We start from the raw sequence: 25,171 nt of genomic DNA, 5'->3' as shown, positions 1-25,171 counted from the left end.
GTCGGTCTCCGGCCGCATTGTAGCGGCTCGGGCCGGCACGGCGACCGGATCTCACCGGTTGGCGAGGAACCAGACCCCGTTGGCGTCGTCGGTCGTGCCGGGCACGTAGACGAACATGCTGAGCACGTTGTCCACGGTCTCGCCGTCGGTCGCCAGCGGCAGGTGGATGCCTTCCTGCGGCGCGATGTCCATGCCGCGGAAGGTGCCGGCGACCGCCGGTCGCAGGCACGGCAGCCCGGTCTCCACGACCTGCACCCGCATCGAGTGGCTGAGCGACTCCCGGTGGCCTTCGAACACCTCGTCCATGTACTTGCCGGTGAAGTCCCGTCCGAAGGCATCGGCCACGGCGGTGCCGAGCACCCGGACCCGGAACCGGTAGGGGTCGCGCTCGACATCGGTCAGGACGACGCTCTTGAGCAGGCGGGGAATGCCGAGCGGGTCGAAGTGCTGCCGGCCCGGCAGGCAGTGCTTCGGATGGATCGAAAGCCAGTTGCGCACGAGATCGCGAACCCCGTCGGTCTGGGCCTCCGCCAGGAGTTCCATAGCCCGTGCCACGCTGGGATGTTCCGTCGTCATCCGTGCAACCCGCAAGCCATCCGAGAACAGTCTAGATTGCCGATGTGTACGAACTGATAATCCGAAAGTGCAGGGCCGTGCATCTTTCTTCTCGAGCCACCCGATTTCGGCATTGCAGGGTCCCGCGGGGCGACGGTTCCGAGCCTCCCGGTGCTGGGGTCTACTGTCGCCACGGCATTCCGACACGGCGCCAGTGGGCGGTGGGAGGTTCGGGTGATCGATGATCTGAGCGGCAAGGCGGTGCTGGTCACCGGGGCCTCCAGCGGGCTCGGGGCCGCGGCGGCGATGGCATTCGGGCGCCACGGCGCGCATGTGGCCGTGCACTACAACCGCTCGGTCGCGGGTGCCGAGACCACCGCCGCGACCGTTCGCGCGGCCGGCGGCGAGGCCATCGTCCTGCAGGCCGACGTGCGCGACACCGGCGCGGTCGAGGGGCTCGTCGAGGCGACGGTCCAGGCGTTCGGCGGCATCGACGTGCTGGTGAACAACGCCGGCGACCTGCTCGGCCGGCACACGGTCGAGGATGTCGTGGACGACTTCGTGCTCGACGTGTTCCGGGTCAACGCGCTGTCGGTGGTCGCCGCCTGCCGGGCGGCGGTGCCGGCCATGCGGGCCCGCGGCGGCGGCGCGATCGTGAACCTGTCCTCGGTCGCCGCACGGACCGGCGGGTCGTCGGGCACCATGTTCTACGCTGCCAGCAAGGCCTACGTGGCGTCGATCACCCGTTCGATGGCCCGGGAGTACGCCGCCGAAGGCATCCGCGTGAACGCCGTCGCCCCAGGCGTGATCACCACCCCGATCCACGACCGCTTCACCCCGCCGGCGGTGATGTCGCAGCTCGCCGCCACGGTACCGATGAAGCGGCTCGGCGGCGCCGACGAGGTCGCCGGCACCATCCTCTATCTCGCCTCCCGGGCGCTGTCCGGCTACGTCACCGGCGAGACGGTGGAGGTCAACGGCGGCATGTGGATGGGATGAGCGGCGCGAGCGACCATCTGGCGCGCGCGCTCGGCTATCCCTACGCCGCGCACCACGACGACTTCCTGTTCCGCGCCGGCGAGGCCCTGCCGCTGGCGCCGGACCACCCCCTGGACGACCTCACCCCGGTGATCGCGGTCGGCTCGAACCGCGCGCCGGCGCAGCTCACGCGCAAGTTCGCCGGCATGGAAGTGGCGGTGCCGGTGACCCGCCTGCAGGCCCGCGACGTCGACGTGGTGCACGCCGCCCACCTCGCCGGCTACGGCTCGGTTCCGGCCACCCTCGCCGCCTCGCCGGGGACGGTGACCGAGCTGTGGATCACCTGGCTCGACCGGGCCGGCCTGGAGCGCATGGACGCCACCGAGGCGGTCGGCGTGAACTACGACCGGGTGACCGTCGCGTTGGACTGGGTCGAGGGCGGGCCGCGTGCCCCCGGGCGAGCGCTGCTGTACACGGCGCGCCGCGGGCTGATGCGCCTGGGCGGCTCGCCGGTGGCCCTCGCCTCGATCCCGGCGACCGGCCGCCGGCTCCCGGCGATGCACCAAGAGGAGATCCTGCGCCGGCTGCACGCCGTGCGCGGGACGGGGGGATTCGAGGATTGGCTGGCGGGGCTGATCGGCCCCGAGGGTCAGGCCGGGCGAAGCGCGCTGACCGAGTGGCTGACGAGCGGCGCCGACCGGACACCGTGCCCCGGCATCGTTCCCGGTCCCGGTATGGTCGCCGGGCAGGGTACCGCCTCGGACGGCATGACCTCGTCGCCGCGTTCCTCGACCAGCGCCTGATTGGTCGCCCGCAGCCGCCGCAGCAGCACCTTCAGCAGGGCCACCAGCCCGGGCTCGGCGGTGGTCAGCAGGCGATGGAACTCGCGCTCGTTGATGACCTGCACGACGGTCACCTCGGCGGCCCTCGCGGTGGCGCTGCGCGGCGAGCCGTCGATCAGCCCCATCTCGCCGAACAGGTCGCCGGCGCCGATGGTCGCCAGCAGCCGCGGCACCGTGCCCTCGGCCTGCTTGATGATGTCGACCGAGCCGGATTCGACCAGGAACGCGGCCCAGGACTGCTCGCCCTCCCGGAAAATCACCTGACCCTCGCGGAACACCCGACGATCCAACACCTTGGCCTTGCGCATGCCGTCCTCCTGCCCGCCTCCTCAATTCCGGAGGTGGTATCCAGGATACGCAGCCGGAAGGGATCCGGATGCTCGCGTCCCGTCACTCGTCCGTGAGCGGCAGCACCCGCCAGACGACCGTGCGGCGCAGGTCGCTGTCCTCGAGGTCGCGCGGCGTCGGCACCAGGTACTCGGCCAGCCGCTCCAGGCCGTCGGCCGGCCGGTAGCTGCGACCGGGGTCGCCCATCAGCACCAGCGCGCCGGCGGCGGCGTGACGGCGCAGCCAGGCGGTCATGCGCTCGGCCATCGGCTTCTCGTAGCAGACGTCGCCGGCCAGCACGACATCCCACAGCGGTCCGCCGTCGTCGGCCAGCACCGGCTCGTCCAGCATGTCGCGGCCGACCAGCTCCAGCGCGCGTTCCAGGTCGTTCGCCTCGGCATTGATCCGGATGGCGGTGAGCGCGAAGGCGTCGATCTCGTTGGCGACCACGTGCGCCGCCGACGCCCACAGGCAGGCCAGCGCCACGATCCCGCTGCCGGACGCCACGTCCAGGACCCGCTTGCCGGCGACCAGGTCGGGACGGTCGACGATGTGGCGGGCCAGCGCCTGCCCGCCGGCCCAGGCGAACGCCCAGTACGGCGGCGGCAGGCCGACCGCCTCCAGCTCCTCCTCGGTCTTCTCCCACAGCGGCAGCGCGGCGTCCGCCAGGTGCAGGCGGAGCTCCGGAACCAGCGAAGGCGCCTTCAGTGCGGTGTTGCCCCGGATGAAGGCGCCGGGATCGCGGTTCGCTGGGTCCGTCATCAGCCGAGCACGAACGCGATGGCCACTATCAGCCCGGCATCGCGGTTCGCCTTGAAGATCGCGAGGCAGCCCTTGGGGTCGTCGATGTCGACGGTGCGGACCTGCCAGGCGAAGTGCAGGGCCAGCGCGGCCAGCCCGGCATAGGTCCAGGGCCCCAGCCCGGCCAGCCAGGCCGCGCCGCCGAGCAGCGCCACGGTCAGGGCGTAGAAGCCGACCAGGGCGGGCCGGGTCCGCTCGCCCAGTGCCAGCGCCGAGGACCGGACGCCGACGATGGCGTCGTCCTCCTTGTCCTGGTGGGCGTAGACGGTGTCGTAGCCGAGGGTCCAGAAGAACCCGGCGGCGTAGGCGACCACGGCCGGCGCCGCCAGCGTCCCGGTCGCCGCCGCGTAGCCGAGCAGCGCGCCCCAGTTGAAGGTCAGTCCGAGCACCGCCTGCGGCCAGTCGGTCACCCGCTTGGCCAGCGGATAGCTGAACACCAGCAGCAGCACCGCCACGCCGAGCGCCCAGGAGAACCGGTTGAGCTGCAGCAGGATCACCAGGCCGATCGCCATCTGCGCCGCCAGGAACACCAGCGCCTGGCGCGGCGTCACCGCGCCGCTGGCGATCGGCCGGGTGGCGGTCCGGGCGACCCGGCGGTCGAGGTCGCGGTCCCACAGGTCGTTCACGGTGCAGCCGGCGCCGCGCATCACCAGCGCACCGAGGCCGAACAGCGCGACCAGCCGGGCCATCTCGACGAGCGGCGATCCGGCCGCCTGCCAGCCGAGCGCCAGGCCCCACAGGCAGGGCAGGTAGAGCAGCCAGGTTCCGATCGGCCGGTCGAGGCGGGCCAGCCGGGCGTAAGGCTGCCAGCCGCCCGGCAGCAGCCGGTCGACCCAGTCGCCCCGTCGGATGTCGCTGGCGTCGGTCATGCGGTGGTTCTACGCCTTCGGAAAGCGGGCGTCTTCCACTTCCATCGTCATTCCGGAGCGGGCCGCCTCCGGCGGAACGCATCCGGAACCCATGCGACGACAGCCACCAGCCAAGACAGGCATCGCGGCGGCGGGTAGGTTCCGGCTCTCCGCGCCTCCGTCGCTCCGGCCGGAATGACGAGGGAGTGGGAAGCGTCTTCTCACCCCTACCGCCGGCCGAACAGCCGCTCGATGTCGGCCAGCTTCAGTTCGACATAGGTCGGGCGGCCGTGGTTGCACTGGCCGGCATGCGGGGTCACTTCCATCTGCCGCAGCAGGGCGTTCATCTCCTCGGCCCCGAGCCGCCGGCCGGCCCGCACCGAGCCGTGGCAGGCCATGGTGCCGCAGACGTCTGCCAGGCGGTCCTGCAGCGACTGGGCGTCGCCGACCTCGGCCAAATCGTCGGCGAGGTCGCGCACCAGGGCGACGGTGTCGGTCCGGCCGAGCAGCGCCGGCACCTCGCGCACCACCACCGCGCCCTGCCCGAATCCCTCGAGCACCAGGCCGAGCTCGGCCAGCTCCGGGGCGCGCGCCACCAGCCGGTCGACCGCCGCCTCCTCGAGTTCCACCACCTCCGGCAGCAGCAGCGCCTGGCGGGCGACGCCGCCGGCCGCCAGCGCCTCCTTCATGCGCTCGTAGACCAGCCGCTCGTGGGCGGCGTGCTGGTCGACGATCACCAGCCCGTCCTCGGTCTGGGCGACGATGTAGGTGGCGTGGATCTGGGCCCGCGCCGCGCCCAGCGGGTGCCGCTCGGCGACCGGATCGGCGGGCGCGTCCTCGTACCGGGCCGCCGGTGCCGCGCCGAGGTCGAGGGTTCCGCCCGCCGCCGGCACCGGCGCCTGCCAGGCCGCCTGCGATTCCGCGAGGCCGCGCGACGGCAACGGCGTCCACTGCGGCGTCCCCCAGGCCGGGCGGGCAGCCCCTGAATGTGCCGCCCCGGAATGCGGCGCCAGCCCTTCCTGCCGGAACGCCCCGAGGGTCGCGGTGCCGACCGAGGCGGAGGCGCGGTGGCCGGCCTCCGCCAGCGCGTGCTTGAGGGCCCCGACGATCAGGCCTCGCACCAGCCCGGCGTCGCGGAACCGCACCTCGGTCTTGGCCGGGTGCACGTTGACGTCGACCTCCTCGGCCGGCAGCTCCAGGAACAGCGCCAGCATCGGGTGCCGGTCGGATGCGACGAAGTCCATGTAGGCGCCGCGCACCGCGCCGAGCAGCAGCTTGTCGCGGACCGGCCGGCCGTTGACGAACAGGTACTGGTGGGCGCTGGTCCGGCGGTGCAGGGTCGGCAGCCCGGCATAGCCGGTCAGCCGGTAGCCCTGGCGCTCGGCGTCGATCGGCAGGGCGTCGGCGGCGAAATCGCGGCCGAGCACCGCCCCCAGCCGGGTCAGCCGGGCCTCGAACAGTTCCCCCTGCGCGGCTTCCAGGCTCAGCACCGTGCGGCTGCCGTCCGACAACGAGAAGCCGACGGTCGGCGCCGCCATCGCGAGGCGCTGCAGGATCTCGACCGCGTGCATCTGCTCGGTGCGCGGAATCTTCAGGAATTTGAGGCGCGCCGGGGTGGCGTAGAACAGGTCGCGCACCTCGACCCGGGTGCCGGCCGACAGCGCCGCCGGTTCGGGCGCGCCGACCGCGCCGCCCTCGACCCGGATCCGCCAGGCGGCCGGGCTCCCGGCGGCCCGGCTGGTGATGGTCAGACGGCTGACCGCGCCGATCGACGGCAGCGCCTCGCCGCGGAAGCCGAGGGTGGCGATGTGGGTCAGGTCGTCGTCCGGCAGCTTGGAGGTGACGTGGCGCTCGACCGCCAGGGCCAGGGTGTCGGGGTCCATCCCCCAGCCGTCGTCGCTGACCTGGATCAGGGTTCGGCCGCCATCGCGCAGCACCACGTCGATCCGCCGGGCGCCGGCGTCCAGGGCGTTCTCCACCAGTTCCTTGAGCGCGCTCGCCGGACGCTCGACCACCTCGCCGGCGGCGATCCGGTTGACCAGGGTCTCGGGCAGGCGGCGGACGGCCGGACGCGCCGACCCGCGGGCGGAAGCGGGCTCCGCGCTCATTCCATGCCTTCGCGCAGATACCTGCGCGCCAGCACCTTGCTCTCCTCGACCGCCGGCTGGTCGAACGGGTCGATGCCCAGCAGGTCGGCCGCGATGATGGTCTCCAGGATGAAGTGCATCATCAGCCCGCCCATCACCTCCTCGTTCAGCGACGGGAACCGCATCACCCGGGTCGGGCAGCCGTTGCGGATCAGGGTCTCGACGGTCGCCCGCTGCTCGGCCGCCAGCAGGTCGCCGAGGCTGCGCCCCATCAGGTAGTCGAGCGGCCCGGCCGCCGGACCGGCGACCTCCGGCTTGGCCACCGGCCCGTGCCCGGCCGGGTCAGCCAGGATCAGCGTGAACAGCTTGTCGCGCGGGCCGGCAAGGTAGAGCTGGAGCTGGCTGTGCTGGTCGACCGCGCCCATGGCGTCGATCGGGGTGGTGCCGTGGCCCTCCTTGCCCAGGCTCTCGGCCCAGAGCTGGCGGAACCACGCCCCGAACCGCTCCAGCCGGTCGACATAGGGCATGATGACAGCCTGGCTGACGTTGCGGGCGGAGGCGAGCCCGACGTTGATGACCGCGCCGGCCGCCGGCGCCGCATCCTCGGCCTTCTCGGCCCCCAGTGCCGCGTCCAGCACCATGCCGGCGCCGCGCCGCACCGCCTCCACGTCGACCCCGGCGATCGCCGCCGGCAGCAGGCCGGTCACCGACAGCGCCGAATATCGCCCGCCGATCTTCGGATCGTGATCCAGGCAGAACAGGCCGTAATGCCCGGCGATCGCCCGCAGCGGGTTGTCGGTGTGCTCGGCGATGCAGGTCACCCGGGTCGCTAGGTCGTCCTTGCCGATCCGCTGCCGCAGCCGGTCCAGCATCGCCAGGGTCTGGGCCACGGTCTCGGCGGTGCCGCCGGACTTTGAGATCGCCAGCACCCCGGTGCGCCCGAGGTCGAGGCGTGCCATCAGGTCGTCGAAGGTCCACGGATCGATGTTGTCGAGGAACCGGACCCGCGGCGCACCGGCGCTCGGCCCGAAGCCGGAGTCGGTCAGCCGGCACAGCGTGGCGCCGCCCAGCGAGGAACCGCCGATGCCGAGCACGATCACGTCGTCGAACTGCGAGCGGTAGCGATCCACGATCGGGCGCCAGGCCGCCAGATCGTCGCGCCGCCCGGGCAGCGACAGCAGCGGCAGTTCGCCGGAGCTCCGCTGCGCGCGCAGCCGGCCCAGCGCCGCGGCCGCCCGCGGCATCAGGTCGTGAAACGCGGCATGATCCAGCCCGGCCGCCCCGACCCTGTCGGTGAACGTCCCGGCGATCTCGTGCGTGAACGGGCTTTCCATCAGCATCCGGCGGCCTCCGATTCCGAGACTACCCGATCCGCCGCGCCGCCGTCATCCGCCCCCGGAGGGGACTCCCGGCACCGGTGGCACCGGGACCGTCGCGGCCACGCCGTCCGGCATGCCGACCACCACCACCGTGAGCTGCTCCGGCCGGTACAGCCGGCGGGCCACCCGCCGCAGGTCGTCCAGGGTGACCGCCTGGAAGAGCGCCGCGCGCCGGTCGAGATAGTCGATCGGCAGGCCGGCTTCCTGCAGTGCCATCAGGGTGCCGGCGGTGCCGTCGGAGTCGACCAGCCGCAGCGGGAACGAGCCCAGCAGATAGGTGCGGGCATCCGCCAGCTCCTCGGCGGTCGGCCCCTCTTCGGCCATGCGCTGCCATTCCTGGCGCAGGATCCCGATCGATTCGGCGACCCGGGCGTTCTGGGTGGCGAGCCCGCCCATCACCAGCGCCGCATGGTCGAGCGGCAGCAGGTAGGCGTAGACGCCGTACACCAGCCCGCGCTTCTCGCGGATCTCCTCGGTCAGCCGCGACCCGAAGCCGCCGGCCATGATCTCGTTCAGCAGCGAGGCGGCGTACCAGTCCGGATCGTCGCGCCCGATCCCGGCATGGCCGAACACCACCACCGACTGCGGCACCGGGACCGGGACGACCACGGTCTCGCCGACCGCCTGCGGCGAAGTGTCCGGCGCCGCCGCCACCGTCCCGGCTTCCGGCAGCCCGCCGAACACCGTGTCGAGCAGGCCGGCCAGGGTCGCCGCGTCGATGTCGCCGACCGCCGAGACCACCAGCCCGTCGCGGGCGAAGGTCGCGTCGACGAACCCCTCGAGGTCGTCGGCGGTGACCGCCGCGACGCTCTCCAGGGTGCCGTCGCCGGACCGGCCGTAGGGATGGCCCGCGAAGCTCGCCCCCCACCAGGCCCGGCTGGCGATGCTGCGCGGGTTCTGCAGGTCGCTGCGGATCGAGGCCTGGATCTGGGCCCGGATGCGCTCCACCGGCTCCGGATCGAACCGCGGTTCGACGAGCGCGAGGCGCAGCAGCTCGACCGCCGTGTCGCGGGTTTCGGTCAGGGTGACCAGCCGGCCCGAGAACCGGTCGATCCGGGAGTTGAAACGCAGGGTGATCGAGTTGTCGGTCAGCGCCTGTTGGAAGGTCGCCGAATCCAGGTCGCCGGCGCCCTCGTCGAGCAGGCCGGACACCAGCCGGGCGCGCCCCTCCTTGCCGGCCGGGTCCGAGGATTCGCCGCCGACGAAGGAGAACGACAGGGTCAGGATCGGGTTACTGTGGTCCTCGACCAGCCAGGCCCGGACGCCGCCCGGGCTGACCACCTCCTGGATGTCCAGGGCGCTCGCCGGGGCGACCCGGACCAGCAGCCCGACCGCCAGGACCAGGAGAACGAAGGTTCGACGCATTCTCGGGCTCTCAGCTCGACGGCTTGGGGCGCAGGATCGCGGTGACCGACCGTTCCGGCACGAACACCGCCCCGGCCGCCTCGACGATCTGCGCCGCGGTCACCGCGCCGATCCGGTCGGGCCATTCCTCGACCTCGGCGATGCCGCGGCCGGCGACCATCGCCTGGCCGAACAGGCGGGCCGGCGCCAGCATGTCGTCGCGCGCGAAGATCGCCTGCCGCTTCATCCGGGTGACCGCCGACGCCACCTCTTCCTCGGTCACGCCGTCGCGCAGCAGCCGGGCGATCTCGCCGGCCACCGCCGCCTCCAGCGCATCCAGCCCGACGCCGTCGCGCGGGCTGGCATACACCGTGAAGGTCTGCGGGCCGAGGCCGTCCGGCGAGTAGCCGGAGCCGGCCGACACCGCGAGCTTCCGCTCGACCACCAGGCTGCGGTACAGCCGGCTGGTGGTGCCGCCGCCGAGGATCTCGGAGAGCACCTGCAGCGGCGCGGTCTGCGCGGGGTCGCCCCACAGCGAGCCGGCGGCCAGCCAGCGCCGCGACCAGCTCGGCTGGTCGACCCGCGGGCTGTCCATCTCCAGCCGCCTTGCGGCCAGCTGCCTCGGCTCCTGGCCGCGGCGCGCGACCCGGTCCGGCACCTCGCGCGCCGGAATCGCGCCGTAGGTCGGCGCGGCGAGCGTCCGGACCTCGTCGGCGGTGACGTCGCCGGCGACCACGAGCACGGCGTTGTTCGGCGCGTACCAGGTCCGGTAGAAGTCGATCGCGTCCTGGCGCGACAGCCGGCGCATCTCGTTCTCCCAGCCGATCACCGGGATCCGGTACGGGTAGGCGAGGTAGGTGGCGGCGGAGATCTGCTCGCCGAACAGGGCGCTCGGGCTGTTGTCGGTGCGCGAGCGGCGCTCCTCCAGGATGACCTCGCGCTCGGAGTCGACCGCCGCCTGGGTCAGCGACAGGTTGGCCATGCGGTCCGCCTCCAGCGCCATCATCAGGCCGAGCTGATCCTTCGCCACGTTCTGGTAGTAGGCGGTGTAGTCGTAGCTGGTAAACGCGTTCTCGCTGCCGCCGACCCGGTTCACGATCCGCGAGAACTCGCCCGGCGCACGGTTCTCGGTGCCCTTGAACATCAGGTGCTCGAGGAAGTGCGCGATCCCCGACTTGCCGTCCGGCTCGTCGGCGGCCCCGACCTTGTACCAGACCATGTGGCTGACCACCGGGACCCGGTGGTTCGGGATCACCACGACCTCCATCCCGTTGCCGAGCACGAAGGTCTCGGGCTCGAAGACCGCGGCGGTCGACGGCGGCGGCGCCGCCAGCAGGGCGGCCGCGGCAAGCAGGGCGAGCAGGACGGAACGCAGGGTCGAGCGTGTCGGCACGAGGACTCTCCCGGTCGGCGAGGGCGCTCGGTTACACAAGAGCCGAATCACGGCACCGGTATGGCAAACCGAGGCAAGGCGACTGGCCGAACGATGCTCCGGACCTCAGAACAGGCCTTCGAGGATGCCGCCGCGCCGCCGCTGGATGGACGGGGTTTCGCCGGTGTCGACCGGACGCCCGAGCGCCGAGTTCTCGCGCAACCGCTTGCTCTCCTTCTCGGCGTCGAGCAGCACGCCCGGCGGCGGCTTCTCCTTCCAGAACAGCAGCTTGTCGATCGGGTACTCGGTCTCGTACACGAAGTCGGCGGTCTCGCGGTTCACGATCTGGCGGATGTTGGGCTCCGCCCGGTCGAGTTGGAGCTGCTCGCGCAGGGCCGTCTCGCCGCTCGACTGGATCCCGACCGGGGCCCGGGGCGCGGCCCGCACGGCCGGCCCGGTCTGGGAACCGGCGGCCGGGACCGACGAGGTCGCCGACCGGCGCCCGAGAATCCGCTCCGCCGCCGACTCGCTCGGCGACAGTTCCTGCGGCCGGTCGGCGCCGGGCTCCGGCGGCCGGAGGTCGTAGTTCGGAGGCAGCGCCAGCGGTGCCCGCGCCACCACCTGGAACTCGTCCGGCGGATCCTTGTCGTAGCCCAGCGCGCCGCGGAACTGGCTGCAACCGCCGAGCAGGGCCGCGACCGCCACCATGCCGGCGATCGCCGCGGAACGACGTCGTGCCTTCCAGTTACCCATCGCCGGTCCGTCCTCTCTCGGACGCCCGCGCCCCGGTTCCGATTCCGAAGGCGTCGAGCAGCAACAATCCGACCCCCAAGGTAATCGCAGCGTCGGCGATATTGAAGGCCGGCCAGTGCAGATCACCCCAGTGGGCGTCGATGAAGTCGACGACCGCGCCGTACAGGGCCCGGTCGATGGCGTTGCCGACCGCCCCGCCGATCACCAGCCCGAGACCGGCGCCCAGCACCGGGTTCTCGGCGCGCAGCAGCCATACCACCAACGCGACCGCGACCGCGACGGCAAATCCGCCGAGCAGCCAGGGCCCCCAGGCCGAATCGTTCGACAGCAGGCCGAAGCTGACGCCGCGGTTCCAGACCGGCACCAGGTTCAGGACACCGGTGACCGTGATGCGGGCCGGCGGCTCGAACAGGGCGTCGAGCGCCCAGAGCTTGGTGGCCCGGTCGAGCACCACGGTGAGCGCGGCCAGCCCGAACCCGAGGACGGCGATACGACGGATCATCGCGACGACGTCACTCGGCGGCATCCCGGCCGGCGGCCACGGCGTCGTCGCAGCGATCGCACACCGGCTCGCCGACCGCGACTTCCGGCAGCACCCGCCAGCAGCGCTCGCACTTGGCGCCGTCGGCCAAGGCCGACACCACCGCGACGCCGGGAACCTCCGCCAGCCGGTAGGCGTCGGCCGGGCCGTCACCCTCGACCAGCGTCGCACCCGACGTGATGAACACCTCGGCCGGATCCACCCCCTGCATGCCGGCCAGCAGGTCGGCGCCGGCGTACACCGCCGGATGCGCCTGCAGCGAGGCGCCGATGCGCTTCTCGGCGCGCTCCAGCTCCAGCGCGCCGGTCACCACGCGGCGGAGCTGGCGGATCTTCGCCCACTTGGCGGCCAGCGCCTCGTCGCGCCAGCCGGCCGGCACCGCCGGGTACTCGCGCAGGTGCACGGAGTCGGCCGGGCCGGTGTTGCGGGTGCGCCACGCCTCCTCGGCGGTGAAGCACAGGATCGGTGCCAGCCACGCGGTCAGGCAGTCGAACAGCTGAGCCATCACGGTGCGGGCGGCCCGCCGGCGCTCGGAGTCCGGCCGGTCGCAGTACAGCGAGTCCTTGCGGACGTCGAAGTAGAACGCCGACAGGTCGACGGCACAGAACTGGTGGATCTGCGTGAACAGGGTGTGGAAGTCGAAGTCGTCGGTGCAGCGCCGAACGATCTCGTCGAGTTCGGCGATCCGGTGCAGCACCCAGCGCTCCAGCTCCGGCATGCGCTCGACCGGCAGCGTCTCGGCGTCGGTGTAGCCGTCGAGCGCCCCCAGCAGGTAACGCAGGGTGTTGCGCAGGCGCCGGTAGTGGTCGACCTGGTGCTTGATGATGTCCGGGCCGATCCGCAGGTCCTCGGAGTAGTCGGAGCTGACCACCCAGAGCCGCAGGATGTCGGCGCCGTACTGGTCCATCACCTCCTGCGGGGCGGTCACGTTGCCGAGCGACTTCGACATCTTGCGACCGTCCTGGTCGAGCACGAAGCCGTGGGTCAGCACCGCATCGTACGGCGCCCGCCCGCGGGTGCCGCAGGACTCCAGCAGGGACGAATGGAACCAGCCGCGGTGCTGGTCCGAGCCCTCCAGGTACAGCGAGGCCGGCCACTGCAGCTCGGGGTCGTTCTCCAGCACGAAGGCGTGGGTCGAGCCGGAGTCGAACCAGACGTCGCAGATGTCCTGGACCTGCTCGAAGTCGTCCGGGTTGTGGTCGTTGCCGAGGAACCGCGACGGCGGCGACGCGAACCAGGCGTCGGCGCCCTCTTCCTCGAAGGCGTCGGCGATGCGGTCCAGCACCGCCTGGTCGCGCAGCGGCTCGCCGGTCTTCTTGCTCACGAACACCGGGATCGGCACGCCCCAGGCGCGCTGCCGGCTGATGCACCAGTCCGGCCGGCCCTCGATCATGCCGCGCAGCCGGGTCTGGCCGCTGGCCGGCACGAACCGGGTGTCGTCGATCGCCTGCAGCGCGGTCTTGCGCAGGTCGTTCGTGTCCATCGAGATGAACCACTGCGCGGTGTTGCGGAAGATCAGCGGCGCCTTCGACCGCCACGAGTGCGGATAAGAGTGCTTGAGCTTGCCGCGGGCGACGATGCCGCCGTGATCGCGCAGGATCGCGGCGATCTTCATGTTGTCCTCGAGCACGTTCATGCCCGCGAACAGCGGCACGTGGTCGTAGAAGCTGCCGTCGTCGGCGACCGTCTGCGGGATCTCGAGGCCGTGCTCGCGGCCGAGTTCGAAGTCGTCGGCGCCGTGGCCCGGCGCGATGTGCACGAAGCCGGTACCGGTCTCGTCGGTCGCGAAGTCGGCCGCCAGCATCGGCACGTCGTAATCGTAGCCGTGGCCGCGCAGCGGGTGCGCGCAGACCGTCCCGGCCAGCCCGGCGCCCTTGAGGCGGGCCAGCTCGCTGACCGCCTCGATCTTCGCCTGGGCCTTGAAGTCGTCCAGCAATGCTGCCGCGCAGACCAGCTTCTCGCCGACCTTCGCGAGGCTGTTCTCGGCGACCGCGGTCACCTCGACCACCGCGTAGTCGATCTCGTCGCCATAGGCGACGGCCCGGTTGCCCGGCATGGTCCAGGGGGTGGTGGTCCAGATCACCACCGTTGCGCCCTCGAGCGCCGGGGCCGCGGTTCTCACCACCGGGAAGCGGGCGTGGATCGTGGTCGAGACGTGGTCGTGGTACTCGATCTCGGCGTCGGCCAGCGCGGTCTTCTCGACCACCGACCACATCACCGGACGGGCGCCCTTGTACAGGCCGCCGTTCATCAGGAACTTGCCGAGCTCGCGGGCGATCTGCGCCTCGGCCGGATAGGTCATCGTCAGGTACGGCCGGTCCCACAGTCCGGTCACGCCGAGCCGCTTGAACTCGGCGCGCTGGACGTCGATCCACTTGTCGGCGAACGCCCGGCACTCCTGGCGGAACTCGACGATCGGCACGTCGTCCTTGTTCTGGCCGCGGGCCCGGTAGTCCTCCTCGATCTTCCACTCGATCGGCAGGCCGTGGCAGTCCCAGCCCGGCACGTAGGCGGTCTGCTTGCCGGCCATGTGCTGGGACCGGTTGATGACGTCCTTGAGGATCTTGTTCAGCGCGTGGCCGATGTGCAGGTGGCCGTTCGCGTAGGGCGGGCCGTCGTGCAGGATGAACTTCTCGCGGCCCTTGCGGACGTCGACGATCCGACGGTCGAGGCCGATCTCCTGCCACCAGGCCAGGATCTCGGGCTCGCGCTGCGGCAGGCCCGCGCGCATCGGGAAGTCGGTCTTCGGCAGGAACACCGTGTTCTTGTAGTCGGTCGTCATCTCAGTACCCACTATCGGGATTGTGTGCACCATGAGACGGCGCGTCGCTGGCCGTGGCCAGGAGCGCCGCCGCAGGCGATGCGGAACATCGGTAAGGCGGCGCGACGACGTCCACGGCCAGTGACACGCCGTCCACAGGGTCGCTTATGGCCAAGCATCCGGGGCGTCGCCGCGCTTGCCCGATGTCCCACATCGCGCCGCGCGCGGCTCCTGCCGTCTGCTTGGCCATAAGCGATCTCATGATGCACACAATCCCGATAGTGGGTACTAGTCCTTCCAGGACGCTCGGGGGCCGGGGCTCAGGTGCCCAGGATCTCCCGCGCCCGCGCCGCGTCGGCGGCGATCTGCGCCTTCAGCTCGTCGAGGCCGCCAAATTTCCGTTCCGGCCGGATAAAGTCAACCAGACGCACGCGCAGCCGGTGCCCGTACAGGTCGATCGAGCGGTCGAACAGGTGGACCTCCAGCAGCACGCCGCGGTCGTTGACCGTCGGTCGCACGCCCAGATTGGCCACCCCGGCCATCCAGCCGCCGGTGCCGCCTTCGCCGTCGGCCAGCGCGGCCCGCACCGCATACACGCCGAGCCGCGGGCAGATCAGGTCGCCGAGCCGCAGGTTGGCGGTCGGGAAGCCGATGGTGCGGCCGCGCCGGTCGCCCTCCTCGACGGTCGCGTCGATCTCCCACGGTGCGCCCAGCAGCGAAGCGGCGCCGCGCGGATCGCCTTCGGTCAGGCACTGGCGGATGCGCGACGACGAGTATACGGCACCGTCGCTCTCGTGCACCGCCGCCACCTTGGTGGCGCCGAACCCGAGATGGCCGGCCCGCTCGATCAGCATGTCCGGGGTGCCGCGCCGGCGGTGACCGAAGTTGAAGTCGTAGCCGACCACCACGTGGCGCAGCCCGAGGGCGTCGTGCAGGACGTCGTCGACGAAGCTCTCGGCGGTCACGTGGGCGAAGGCGTCGTCGAACGGCAGCTCGAACAGCAGATCGACGCCCAGCTCCTCCAACTTCGACGCCCGGCCTTCCGAGGTGCTCAGCCGGAATGGCGCGGCGTCGGGCTGGAAGAACATCCGGGGGTGCGGCTCGAAGGTCAGCACCGCCAGGGGGGCGTGCAGGTCGCCGGCGATGCGCGCGGCCTCGCCGATCACCGCCCGGTGGCCGAGATGCACCCCGTCGAAGTTGCCGATGGCGGCCACCGCCCCGCGATGCCGGGGCTCGACCGCATCCAGTGCGCGCACGATCTCCATGACGCCGATACTAAGCCGCCGCCGCCTGCGCGCGCGAGGGCACGAGGATCAGGGCGTCGCCGTCGATCACCACGGTCGCGCCGACCTTGCAGCGCGACTTGAACGAGACGCGCTTCTTCACCGGGTCGATGGCGGTCACCTCGACGGTCGTCAGCACGGTGTCGCCGATCCGGACCGGGGCCATGAACCGCAGGGTCTGCGAGATGTAGACCGATCCCTTGCCCGGCATCACGGTGCCGAAGATCTTCGAGATGAACGCCGCCGACAGCATGCCGTGGGCGATCCGGCCCTTGAACATGGTGGTCCGCGCGTACTCGTCGTCGAGGTGCAGCGGGTTGTAGTCGCCCGACACCTCCGCGAACGACTCGATCATTTCCTCGGTCACCATGCGCTCGTATTCGGCGCGCATGCCGATCTCGAGGTCTTCCAGGAAGTACTGCTTGACCGGGTGCATGCCACCCTTCCTTGTGCGCTGCAACAAGACGGCGCGGGACTATACAGGGGGGGCCGGGGCGCGACAAGAACGGGCCGGGACCGCCGACGCGCGGCCGTCAGTCCCGCCCGGCAGCGGACCGTTCGAGGTCGACCAGCCAGTTCAGCAGCCGGTCGATGGCCGACCCGGCGAGCCCGACGAACCGGCCGGCCGCCAGGCGTCGGGCCGGCTCCAGCCGGACCACCTGCATCGACGCGTGGAAGCCGCCGTCCGGGGCGCCGGTCTGAAGCTCGCCGTCGACGGTGGTTCCGATCGCCGGCAGCGCCAGATCGTCCCACTCCACCGCCAGGCCGGACATCGACACGGTCAGAACCGGCAGGCCCCGTCCCCGCACGACGAACACGGCCCGCGCGGGCGCGTAGCGGGCAGCCCGCCGGTCGGCCTGGAACTCCCGTCCGTCGGTCGCGGCCCGCCGATCCCGGCCCGGCTCGGCCGCGCGGTCGGGGTGGCGGATCCGCCAGCGCGGCAGCACCGACGGGAGGTCGTCGGCGATCGTCTGCTCGACCGGCAGGCCGCGACGCGGCTTCGGCGCGTGCGGTCCCGGTTCCGGTCCCTGCCGCTTGCGGTCAGCGTCGCCGTCCCCGTTCATGGCAATCGACGGTCGTCCCCGTTCGGCCCCGATTCGTACGACAGTAGGCCCGAACGCCGGCCCGCTCCACGGAAAAGCCCGGCGCATGCCGCCCGGGGACCCGCCCGCGCTGGACACCCCCCGGGGCTTCCGTCGACAATGCGGGGACCGCGCCCGAAGGATGCTGACCGATGCCGATGACCGCCGACGCCGCCCAGACCGCCGCCCGGATCCTGCTCGACCACCGCCGACGGATGGTTCCGCTGCCGGCCCTGCCGGACGGCTGCCGCCCGACCTCCACCGACGACGGCTATGCGATCCAGGAGGCCCTGGTCGGGCTGCGGATCCGCGAGGAGGCGGCGCGGCCGATCGGCTGGAAGATCGGCGCCACCAACCCCGGCGCCCGCGAGCTGCTCGGCGTCGCCGAGCCGTTCTTCGGCGTCCTGCTGTCGACCCTGACCAGCGACGCGCCGTCGCGCTTCGTGGCGGCCGAGATGTTCCAGCGGGTGATAGAGCCGGAGATCGCGCTGGAGATCGGGGCCGACCTCGATCCGGCCGACGCCCCGTTCGACGCCGACGCGATCCGCGGCGTCGTCCGAGCCGTGCTGTCGGCGATCGAGATCGTCGACACGCCGCTGGCCGACGGCCTGAAATCCGGCGGCCCGTCGCTGATCGCCGACGACGGCTCGCACGGCCGCTGGATCAAGGGGGCACCGGTGACCGACTGGCACGCGCTGGACCTGGTCGAGCACCGGGTCACGCTCAGCGTCGACGGTGCCCTCGTGCGCGAGGGCCGCGGCGGCAACGTCGAGGGCGGCCCGCTGGCGGCGACCGCCTGGCTGGCCACCGCGCTGGCCACCCGCGGCCGCGGGCTCAGGGCCGGCGAGTACGTCTCGACCGGGACCACCACGCAGCCGGTACCGGCGGCGGCCGGACAGACCCTGCTGGCCGATTTCGGCACCCTCGGCCGGATCGAGGTCGGCTTCGACTGACGGCGCGTCCAGCCCCAGCCCGAGAGGGAGCGGAGCTTGCAGTACTGGTTCGACCCGGATCGCCTGTTGCGCGCGGGCCTGGCATTGCACGAGCGCTACGATGCGGCGGAGCCGTTCCCGCACATCGTGCTCGAGGATTTCCTGCCGCCCGAGCGGGTCGACGCCATCCTGGAGGCGTTTCCGGCCCCGGATTCGCCTTACTGGAGCACCAAGGACCAGCCCGATTCGAAGAAGCAGGACACCACGCCCGACTACGTGGCCGAGCTGAAGATGCCGCCGGCCATCCGCGAGGCGATGTGGCAGTTCAACTCGAGCCTGTTCCTGTTCTTCCTGCACCACCTGACCGGCATCCGCGGGCTGACCGGCGATCCGTGGCTGTACGGCGGCGGCATCCACCAGATCCTGCCGGGCGGCCTGCTGAAGATCCACGCCGACTTCAACATCCACGAGTTCACCGGCCTGCTGCGCCGGATCAACGTGCTGGTCTACCTGAACAAGGACTGGCAGGACGAGTGGGGCGGCCACCTCGAGCTGTGGGATACGGAGATGAGCCGCTGCGTCCGCAGGGTCGCGCCGAACGCCGGCACCTGCGTGATCTTCAACACCAGCTCGACCTCTTACCACGGCCACCCCGACCCGCTGCGCTGCCCGCCGGGCCGGACCCGCAAGTCGCTGGCCTTCTACTACTACACGATCGACCCGGAGTTCGATCCGCGCGGCAAGCTGCACAGCACCCTGTGGCGGAAGCGGCCCGGCGAGGACTACTGAGATCACGGCCGATCGCCGATTGCCCCGGAAGCGCGCGCGGGCTACACGGGCGGCCATGACGACCCGCGCCCCCATCGTGTTCATCGGCGGCCTGGGCGGCTCGGGGACCCGCGCCGTCGCCGGCGCCGTGGCGGCCCTCGGCTATTACCCGGGCGGCTGCCTGAACGTCTCCAACGACAACCTGGTCTTCACCGAGCTGTTCAAGCGCCCGGACTGGCTGCGCGCCGGCCCGTCGCCGGACGAGATCCGGGCCCGCCTGCGGCTGTTCGGGGCGGTCATGACCGGCGGCGTCCGGCTGGCGCACCTGCTGCGCGCGCCGCGGCTGTGGCGCTACCGCCGCGACCAGGGACCCGGCCTCGCCGGCGCGCCCGGCAGCATCGGCTGGATGACCAAGGAGCCGAACTGCCACATCTTCCTGGAGGCGATCCTCGACACCTGGGCCGACGCGGCCTTCGTCTACGTCTCGCGCCACCCGCTCGACATGGCGTTCAGCGACAACAAGGGCCAGCTCGGCAACTGGTCCTGGCTGTTCGACCTGGATCCCGCCGCCTGGCCGTCGCCGGAGGCGGCCCAGCTCGAGTACTGGATCCGCACCCAGAAGCGGCTGGACGCCCTGAGGGAGCGTTATCCCGGCCGGGTGTACCCGCTGCGCTTCGACGATTTCGCCGGGCGACCGGTCGCGGAGCTGACCCGGCTGGTGGAAACCCTCCGCCTGCCGGTGCCGGCCGAGCGCCTGGAGCCGGCCTGCGCCGGCGTCATCCGCCCCGACGGCATGGGCCGCTGGCGCGAGCGCGATCTGTCGGCGTTCTCGACCGAGCAGCTCGCGTTCTGCCGGGAGGCCGGCTGGGAGGTGTGAGCGGCGCTCGGCCCTATCCTTTCGGGCCGCGCGGGTCGACCGGCAGGGTGTGGGCCCAGGGGGCGGCATCCTCGAACAGCGCCGCTGCCGCCAGCACCGCCGCCTCGCCGCGCGGCGGGCCGGCGATCTGCAGGCCGACCGGCAGGCCGCCGGCGGTGAACCCGGCCGGCACCGAGATCGCCGGCAGCGAGGCGCAGGTGAAGGCGTAGGCCACCGTGCACCACTCGATGTAGTTCGAGAAGCTGTGACCGCAGCACTCCTCGACGTAGCGCTGCTCGATCGGATAGGGCGGCACCACGGTGGCCGGGCAAAGCACCAGGTCGTAGGTCTCGTAGAACTGCCGGACCCGGTGGTAGTAGCGACCGCGCGCCAGCTCGGCGGCCGAGATCTCCTCCATGGTCAGGGACAGGCCCTTCTCGATGTTCCAGATCACCTCCGGCTTGAGCTTGTCGCGGTGGCTCGCCAGCAGTTCCTTCTTGGAGGCCGCGAACGCCATCGCCCGCAGGGTCTGGAAGATCATCTGCACGTCGCTGAAGTCCGGGCAGGCCTCCTCGACGATGCAGCCCATGTCCTCGAACCGGCGGGCCGCCTTCTCGACGATCGCCGCCACTTCCGGGTCGACCGGGGTGATGCCGCCGAGGTCGCGGCTGAACGCGACGCGCTTCGGCGCCCTGCGGGCCGCGACCGCATCGACGAACGACACCGCCGGCTTCTCCAGCGAGATCGGGTCGACCGGCGTGCTGCCGCTCATGGCGTCGAGCATCAGCGCGCAGTCGGCGACCGTGCGGGCCATCGGCCCCTCGACCGACATCGAGTTGAACGGCAGCGCGCTCGGCCCGTGCGCGACCCGGCCCGGGGTCGGCCGGAAGCCGACGATGCCGCAGAAGCTGGCCGGGTTGCGCAGGCTGCCGCCGAGATCGGAGCCGGAGGCCAGCCAGGCGGTGCCGGTGGCCAGCGCCACCGCCGAGCCGCCGGACGAGCCGGCGCAGCTCTTCGAGGTGTCCCACGGGTTGAGGGTGCGGCCGAACACCTCGTTGAAGGTGTTGGCGCCGGCCCCGAACTCCGGGGTGTTGGCCTTGGCGTAGACCACGCCGCCGGCCGCCTCCAGGGTCGTCACCGCGACGTCCGAGGTCTCGGGCACGGTGTCGGCGAAGATCGGCGAGCCCTGGGTCGAGCGCACGCCGGCGACGTTCAGCAGGTCCTTGATGGCGACCGGCATGCCGGCCAGCACGCCGCGCTCGGCCACCGGCCTGGCAGCCAGCGCCCCGGCGGCGTCGCGGGCCCGCTCGAAGCACAGGGTCGGCAGCGCGTTGACCGCCGGCTCGACCTCCGCGATCCGGGCCTCCAGGGCGTCCAGCAGGTCGAGCGTCGTCACCTCGCCGGCCTTCAGGAGCGCGACGATGTCGGTCGCCGACTTGGCGATCAGTTCGGAGGCGGGCATGGGAGCGGTCCGGGTCAGATGGCGGGGCCGCCATCAAACCGCCGCATCGGGCGTCGTGCAAGGCGCATCGTCGCCGGGCGGCAGGAGACGTACGTCCCCCTCCGCCCGGCGACAGACCTTCCTCAGCGCGGCTCGGCCCGCAGCCCCTTGATCAGGGCGTAGCAGCCGAGCAGCAGGACGATGGTGAACGGCAGGCCGGTCGAGACGGCGGCCGCCTGCAGCGCCCCGAGCCCGCCGCCGAGCAGCAGCGCGATCGCGACCAGCCCCTCGAACACCGCCCAGAACACCCGCTGCGGCACCGGCGCGTCGACCTTGCCGCCGGCGGTGATGGTGTCGATCACCAGCGACCCGGAATCCGAGGAGGTGACGAAGAACACGATCACCAGGGTGATGCCGATGAACGAGGTGATGGCGGCCAGCGGCAGCGCCTCCAGCATGACGAACAGCTTCAGCTCCAGCGACGCGTCGACCACCGCCTGGTAGCCGTCGTTGACGATCTGGCTGATCGCGGTGCCGCCGAACGCGGTCATCCAGAACACCGAGACGATCGACGGGATCAGCAGCACGCAGATCATGAACTCGCGCACCGTGCGGCCGCGGCTGACCCGCGCGATGAACATGCCGACGAACGGCGACCAGGAGATCCACCAGGCCCAGTAGAACGAGGTCCAGCCCTGGCTGAAGTTGGCGTCGTCCCGCCCGAACGGGTTGGACAGCGCCGGCAGGTACTCGGCATAGGCGATCAGGTTGTTCACGAAGCCGGTCAGGATCGCCACGGTCGGGCCGACGGCGACGATGAACAGCAGCAGCAGGGCCGCCAGGATCATGTTGATCTCGGACAGCCGCTTGACCCCGGCGTCGAGGCCGGCCACCACGGATATCAGGGCGATCGCCGTGATCCCGGTGATCAGCAGCACCTTCGAGGCGTCGGTGACCGGCAGCCCGAACAGATGGTTCAGACCGGCGTTCGCCTGCTCGGCCCCGAAGCCGAGCGAGGTGGCGAGGCCGAACAGGGTGGCGAACACCGCCAGCACGTCGATGACGTGGCCGGTCCAGCCCCACACCCGCTCGCCGAACACCGGATAGAAGATCGACCGGAAGCTGAGCGGCAGGCCCTTGTTGTACGAGAACAGCGCCAGCGCCAGCGCGACCACGGCGTAGATCGCCCACGGGTGCAGGCCCCAGTGGAAGATCGTCGCGGCCATGCCGAGGCGCCGGGCTTCCGCCGGATCGCCGGGAGCGCCGGCGAGCGGCGCCCAGCTGTCCGGCGACCCGGCCCCCTCGGCGACCGACGAGGAGTAGTGCGAGATCGGTTCCGACACCCCGAAGAACATCAGCCCGATGCCCATGCCGGCGGCGAACAGCATCGCGAACCAGCCGGAGTACGAGTAGTCGGGCGTGGCGTCGCGCCCGCCGAGCCGGACGCTGCCGAGCGGCGTGACGATCAGCACCAGGCAGAGCAGGACGAACAGGTTGGCCGCCCCCAGGAAGAACCAGTCGAAGGTCGAGGTGATCGCCGGCCGCAGCCAGCCGAAGATCGCCTCGGCCTCGCTCTGCAGGGCCAGCGTGAACACGACGAAGGCGATGATCGTCAGGCCCGAGACCATGAACACCGGATTGTGGATGTCCACGCCGAACGGGCCGATCCGGGTCTGGATGTTGTCCTGACCGATCTCGTATTCGGTCTCGATCAGGTCGGCGGGGCCCTCGGGCATCGGGTTCGCTGCATCAGTCATGACGTCTCCCGGATTGCTGCCGCGGTCTGGTGCCGCGTGATTGGAACGTCGGATCGAAACGGCCGTACGGCACGGCCGCGCGGGGCGTGCGCTAGCGGATCACGAACACCGACACGCTCGCGTGGTTCGCCAGGTAGCCCGCATTGGTCGCGAAGATGTGCTCGGGCAGGCCGGGCACGTGCGAGGCCATGACCACCAGATCGGCCCCCACATCCTCGATCGCCTGCATAAGGGTGGTGTCGAGATCCACCGCCGGGTCGTGGCTGACGCAGGTCTTGGTGGTCGCCGCGATCCCGTGCTTGTCGGCCTGCGCCTGGCCGAACGCCTCGAGCTTGCCGGCGTATTCCTGGGGCGTGTGCGCCACCCGCCCCGGGGTCGATGCCGTGACGCCGACATAGCACACCGGAATCCGATAGTGCTTCGACAGGTCCGCGGCGGTGGCGAGAGCCTTTTCCAGCCGGTCGGCGTGCTCCAGGTCGACCGGGACAAGGATGCTCTTGTACACGAGGCGCCTCCTCTTGATCGGTTCGTGTGCGCCGCCGCCGTTCGGCCGGACGACGACGCGCACCGGAGGCGGCTTCCGCCGCATTGCCGCCGGACCCCGGCTGCCGGATCAGTATCGCGGCCCCGTCCGTCGGTCCGGCCACGGCGCATTCTAGTATACGCGCGCCCCCATCCCCTCCACAGGGATTTGAGGATGTTAGCGGAAAACATAGCGGCCGGAAACCGTCGCCGGTTCATTTGCCGAACCCACCTGGCATTCACGAGACTCGCGCGCCTATACAGAAGCATTAAGCAGAATCTGAAATTTCGAATCGGCCTAATCATTGCGACCGGCCGCCTATGCTGCACCGTGACGGCCGAACGCCCGCCCACCAACCCGAACAGGCGGGCGAGCCTGCCCAAACGGACAGTCGACGCCGACCGGCAACCGTCTAGGATGTAGCCTTTCGATCGCCGCTCAATCGTCGGGAGCACCGCATGCCCGCCCTCCGTCTCGCCACCCGCCTCTTGACCGTCCTGGCGGCCCTGGCGCTGTCCGTCCCGGCGGCGAACGCCGACCCGGGCACGCTGACGGTCGTCGCCGCCGACGGCACCTCCCACAGCTTCGCGGCAGCGGCGCTGCTGGCCCGTCCCGACGTCGAGACCCTTCGGGCGCCGGACGACCCGGCCTACGGCGCCGCCTCGCCCGCCTATCGGGCGATTCCGCTGGCGAAGGTCATGGCCGGCCTGCCGGTCGCGGGCGCCGACGTCCTGAAGGCGGTGGCGCTCGACGGCTTCGTGGCCCAGCTGCCGGCCGGCAAGGCACTGAACGCCGACCCGGCCGGCGCGGTCGCCTACCTGGCGATCGAGGACCCGGACCGGCCGTGGCCGAAGCTGCCGGGCAAGGACGTGTCGGCCGGCCCGTTCTACGTGGTCTGGGCCCACCCGAAGCGGTCCGGCATCGGGCCGGAGGCCTGGCCGTACCAGACCGCGCGGCTGGAGCTGACGAGCTCGGTCGCCAGCCGCTATCCCGAGATCCTGGTCGACCCGGCGCTGGCGGCCGACCATCCGGCACGCCGCGGCCAGGAGGTGTTCGTCGACAACTGCTTCGTGTGCCACCGCATGAACGGCGGCGGCGAGGCCTCGATCGGCCCCGACCTCAACCTGCCGATGAACCCGACCGAGTACTTCCAGGCGGCGGCGCTGCGGACGTATATCCGCGACCCGAAGGCGGTGCGGGACTGGGATGGCCAGGCGATGCCGGGCTTCGGGCCGGGGACGATCGGCGACGCCGACCTGGATGCGCTGATCGGCTATCTCGGGCACATGACCGGGCGGCGGTAGCGGCACCGATGGGCAAGCCGGGCAAGGTCGCGCCGGTGCGCTGGGCGAAGCTGATCGGCGTCGCCGGCATCGCCCTGCACATGTCGCTGGCGGCGTTCGGCAACATCACCGACTACGGTACCAACTGGACGTTCGTGCAGCACGTGCTGGCGATGGACACGACGTTCCAGAGCCCGGCGCTGATGTGGCGGGCGGTGACCGATCCGACGCTGCAGACCCTCGCCTACCTGGCGATCATCGCCGCCGAGACCGCCGGGGCGGGGCTGCTGTGGGCGGGCCTGGCCAAGCTGTGGCAGGCCCGCACCGCCGATACCGCCGGTTTCCACGCCGCCAAGGACCTCGCCCTGTTCGCGCTCATGTGGTGCTTCGCGATCTGGGTGGTCGGCTTCATCGCGGTCGGCGGCGAGTGGTTCGCCATGTGGCAGTCGGCGACCTGGAACGGTCAGGCGGCGGCCACCCGGTTCGCGACGGTGACCGGCATCGTGATGATCTTCCTGGCGATGCGGGAGTAGCCGGCGACAGGCGTCGGTCGGTTGCTGGGTTCCGGCTCGTCCGCGCATCGGCGCGTCCGTCCAGCAACTGTACGCGTTGTTGTCAAGCGTCTGCGGGTCTGAATGGCCTTTGTTCCTTGACCATG

Annotated in this window: 23 protein-coding genes; 6 read left to right on the top strand and 17 right to left on the bottom strand. The window is 71.5% G+C overall.

The annotated features are described in order from the left end of the window. Window positions 1-51: 51 nt before the first annotated feature. Window positions 52-555: a PAS domain-containing protein gene (locus IE246_RS18200; protein WP_189992305.1), complete on the bottom strand. Its 504-nt coding sequence runs from the start codon at window positions 553-555 to the stop codon at window positions 52-54. 234 nt (window positions 556-789) lie between these two features. Here IE246_RS18200 and IE246_RS18195 point away from each other — a divergent pair, with 234 nt between their 5' ends. Continuing rightward, on the top strand, window positions 790-1,554 hold the full coding sequence (locus IE246_RS18195; RefSeq protein WP_229837370.1) for an SDR family NAD(P)-dependent oxidoreductase: 765 nt from the start codon (window positions 790-792) through the stop codon (window positions 1,552-1,554). 628 nt (window positions 1,555-2,182) lie between these two features. Here IE246_RS18195 and IE246_RS18190 read toward each other — a convergent pair. The 13 genes from IE246_RS18190 to IE246_RS18130 form a co-directional block, all read right to left on the bottom strand. Further along, a complete protein-coding gene (locus IE246_RS18190) occupies window positions 2,183-2,683 on the bottom strand; it encodes a cyclic nucleotide-binding domain-containing protein (protein ID WP_189992303.1) in 501 nt (166 codons plus the stop codon). Window positions 2,684-2,765: 82 nt separating this feature from the next. Then, window positions 2,766-3,464: a class I SAM-dependent methyltransferase gene (locus tag IE246_RS18185; RefSeq protein ID WP_189992301.1), complete on the bottom strand. Its 699-nt coding sequence runs from the start codon at window positions 3,462-3,464 to the stop codon at window positions 2,766-2,768. After that, window positions 3,464-4,372, bottom strand: a complete 909-nt coding sequence (gene ubiA / locus IE246_RS18180) for a 4-hydroxybenzoate octaprenyltransferase (protein ID WP_189992298.1) — start codon at window positions 4,370-4,372, stop codon at window positions 3,464-3,466. The genes IE246_RS18185 and ubiA overlap by 1 nt, the downstream gene beginning before the upstream one ends. Before the next feature lie 206 nt (window positions 4,373-4,578). After that, window positions 4,579-6,459, bottom strand: a complete 1,881-nt coding sequence (mutL, locus tag IE246_RS18175; protein WP_189992296.1) for a DNA mismatch repair endonuclease MutL — start codon at window positions 6,457-6,459, stop codon at window positions 4,579-4,581. Further along, window positions 6,456-7,778, bottom strand: coding sequence for a phosphoglucose isomerase-related protein (locus IE246_RS18170; protein WP_189992293.1), 1,323 nt, complete (start codon window positions 7,776-7,778; stop codon window positions 6,456-6,458). Before IE246_RS18170 ends, mutL begins: the two co-directional genes overlap by 4 nt. Window positions 7,779-7,823: 45 nt before the next feature. Continuing rightward, a complete protein-coding gene (locus tag IE246_RS18165; RefSeq protein ID WP_189992291.1) occupies window positions 7,824-9,182 on the bottom strand; it encodes a M16 family metallopeptidase in 1,359 nt (452 codons plus the stop codon). Window positions 9,183-9,192: 10 nt separating this feature from the next. Next, window positions 9,193-10,554: a M16 family metallopeptidase gene (locus IE246_RS18160; RefSeq protein WP_229837369.1), complete on the bottom strand. Its 1,362-nt coding sequence runs from the start codon at window positions 10,552-10,554 to the stop codon at window positions 9,193-9,195. A 105-nt stretch (window positions 10,555-10,659) separates the two neighbouring features. Continuing rightward, entirely contained in the window at window positions 10,660-11,286 is a 627-nt protein-coding gene (locus IE246_RS18155; RefSeq protein ID WP_189992289.1) for a DUF3035 domain-containing protein, read from the bottom strand. Continuing rightward, the gene (gene lspA, locus IE246_RS18150; protein WP_189992287.1) at window positions 11,279-11,788 is read right to left on the bottom strand and encodes a signal peptidase II; all 510 of its coding nucleotides are present in this window, start codon (window positions 11,786-11,788) and stop codon (window positions 11,279-11,281) included. The genes IE246_RS18155 and lspA overlap by 8 nt, the downstream gene beginning before the upstream one ends. Window positions 11,789-11,798: 10 nt before the next feature. Then, window positions 11,799-14,609: an isoleucine--tRNA ligase gene (gene ileS / locus IE246_RS18145; protein ID WP_189992285.1), complete on the bottom strand. Its 2,811-nt coding sequence runs from the start codon at window positions 14,607-14,609 to the stop codon at window positions 11,799-11,801. A 299-nt stretch (window positions 14,610-14,908) separates the two neighbouring features. Next, a complete protein-coding gene (locus IE246_RS18140) occupies window positions 14,909-15,853 on the bottom strand; it encodes a bifunctional riboflavin kinase/FAD synthetase (protein WP_189992283.1) in 945 nt (314 codons plus the stop codon). Window positions 15,854-15,863: 10 nt separating this feature from the next. Further along, the gene (locus tag IE246_RS18135; protein ID WP_189992281.1) at window positions 15,864-16,307 is read right to left on the bottom strand and encodes a MaoC family dehydratase; all 444 of its coding nucleotides are present in this window, start codon (window positions 16,305-16,307) and stop codon (window positions 15,864-15,866) included. A 97-nt stretch (window positions 16,308-16,404) separates the two neighbouring features. Further along, the gene (locus tag IE246_RS18130) at window positions 16,405-16,935 is read right to left on the bottom strand and encodes a hypothetical protein (RefSeq protein WP_189992279.1); all 531 of its coding nucleotides are present in this window, start codon (window positions 16,933-16,935) and stop codon (window positions 16,405-16,407) included. Between the two features lie 170 nt (window positions 16,936-17,105). Between IE246_RS18130 and IE246_RS18125 the strand changes: the two genes are divergently transcribed. From IE246_RS18125 to IE246_RS18115, 3 genes are read left to right on the top strand one after another with little or no spacing between them, the layout of a single operon-like run. Continuing rightward, on the top strand, window positions 17,106-17,906 hold the full coding sequence (locus tag IE246_RS18125) for a 2-keto-4-pentenoate hydratase (RefSeq protein ID WP_189992277.1): 801 nt from the start codon (window positions 17,106-17,108) through the stop codon (window positions 17,904-17,906). A 36-nt stretch (window positions 17,907-17,942) separates the two neighbouring features. Then, entirely contained in the window at window positions 17,943-18,674 is a 732-nt protein-coding gene (locus tag IE246_RS18120; protein ID WP_189992275.1) for a 2OG-Fe(II) oxygenase, read from the top strand. Window positions 18,675-18,729: 55 nt separating this feature from the next. Then, window positions 18,730-19,530, top strand: a complete 801-nt coding sequence (locus IE246_RS18115; protein WP_189992273.1) for a sulfotransferase family protein — start codon at window positions 18,730-18,732, stop codon at window positions 19,528-19,530. A gap of 13 nt (window positions 19,531-19,543) precedes the next feature. On the opposite strand, the gene IE246_RS18110 is transcribed toward IE246_RS18115, so the two are convergent. The 3 genes from IE246_RS18110 to IE246_RS18100 all read right to left on the bottom strand — a co-directional run bounded on the left by IE246_RS18110 (window position 19,544) and on the right by IE246_RS18100 (window position 23,212). Next, entirely contained in the window at window positions 19,544-20,971 is a 1,428-nt protein-coding gene (locus IE246_RS18110) for an amidase (protein WP_189992271.1), read from the bottom strand. A 122-nt stretch (window positions 20,972-21,093) separates the two neighbouring features. After that, on the bottom strand, window positions 21,094-22,707 hold the full coding sequence (locus IE246_RS18105; protein WP_189992270.1) for a BCCT family transporter: 1,614 nt from the start codon (window positions 22,705-22,707) through the stop codon (window positions 21,094-21,096). A 91-nt stretch (window positions 22,708-22,798) separates the two neighbouring features. After that, window positions 22,799-23,212: a universal stress protein gene (locus IE246_RS18100; protein ID WP_189992267.1), complete on the bottom strand. Its 414-nt coding sequence runs from the start codon at window positions 23,210-23,212 to the stop codon at window positions 22,799-22,801. Window positions 23,213-23,688: 476 nt separating this feature from the next. Here IE246_RS18100 and IE246_RS18095 point away from each other — a divergent pair, with 476 nt between their 5' ends. Further along, window positions 23,689-24,534 (top strand): cytochrome c, encoded by an 846-nt coding sequence (locus IE246_RS18095; RefSeq protein ID WP_189992265.1) that lies wholly within the window; start codon window positions 23,689-23,691, stop codon window positions 24,532-24,534. Window positions 24,535-24,542: 8 nt separating this feature from the next. Then, window positions 24,543-25,046, top strand: coding sequence for a DUF2165 family protein (locus IE246_RS18090; protein ID WP_189992263.1), 504 nt, complete (start codon window positions 24,543-24,545; stop codon window positions 25,044-25,046). The last annotated feature ends 125 nt before the right edge of the window (window positions 25,047-25,171 follow it).

The sequence above is a fragment of the Thalassobaculum fulvum genome (assembly GCF_014652915.1).
GTDB lineage: Bacteria > Pseudomonadota > Alphaproteobacteria > Thalassobaculales > Thalassobaculaceae > Thalassobaculum_A > Thalassobaculum_A fulvum.
The sequence above is the reverse complement of the archived record's forward strand: the minus strand, read 5'-3'. Positions and strand labels throughout refer to the sequence as shown.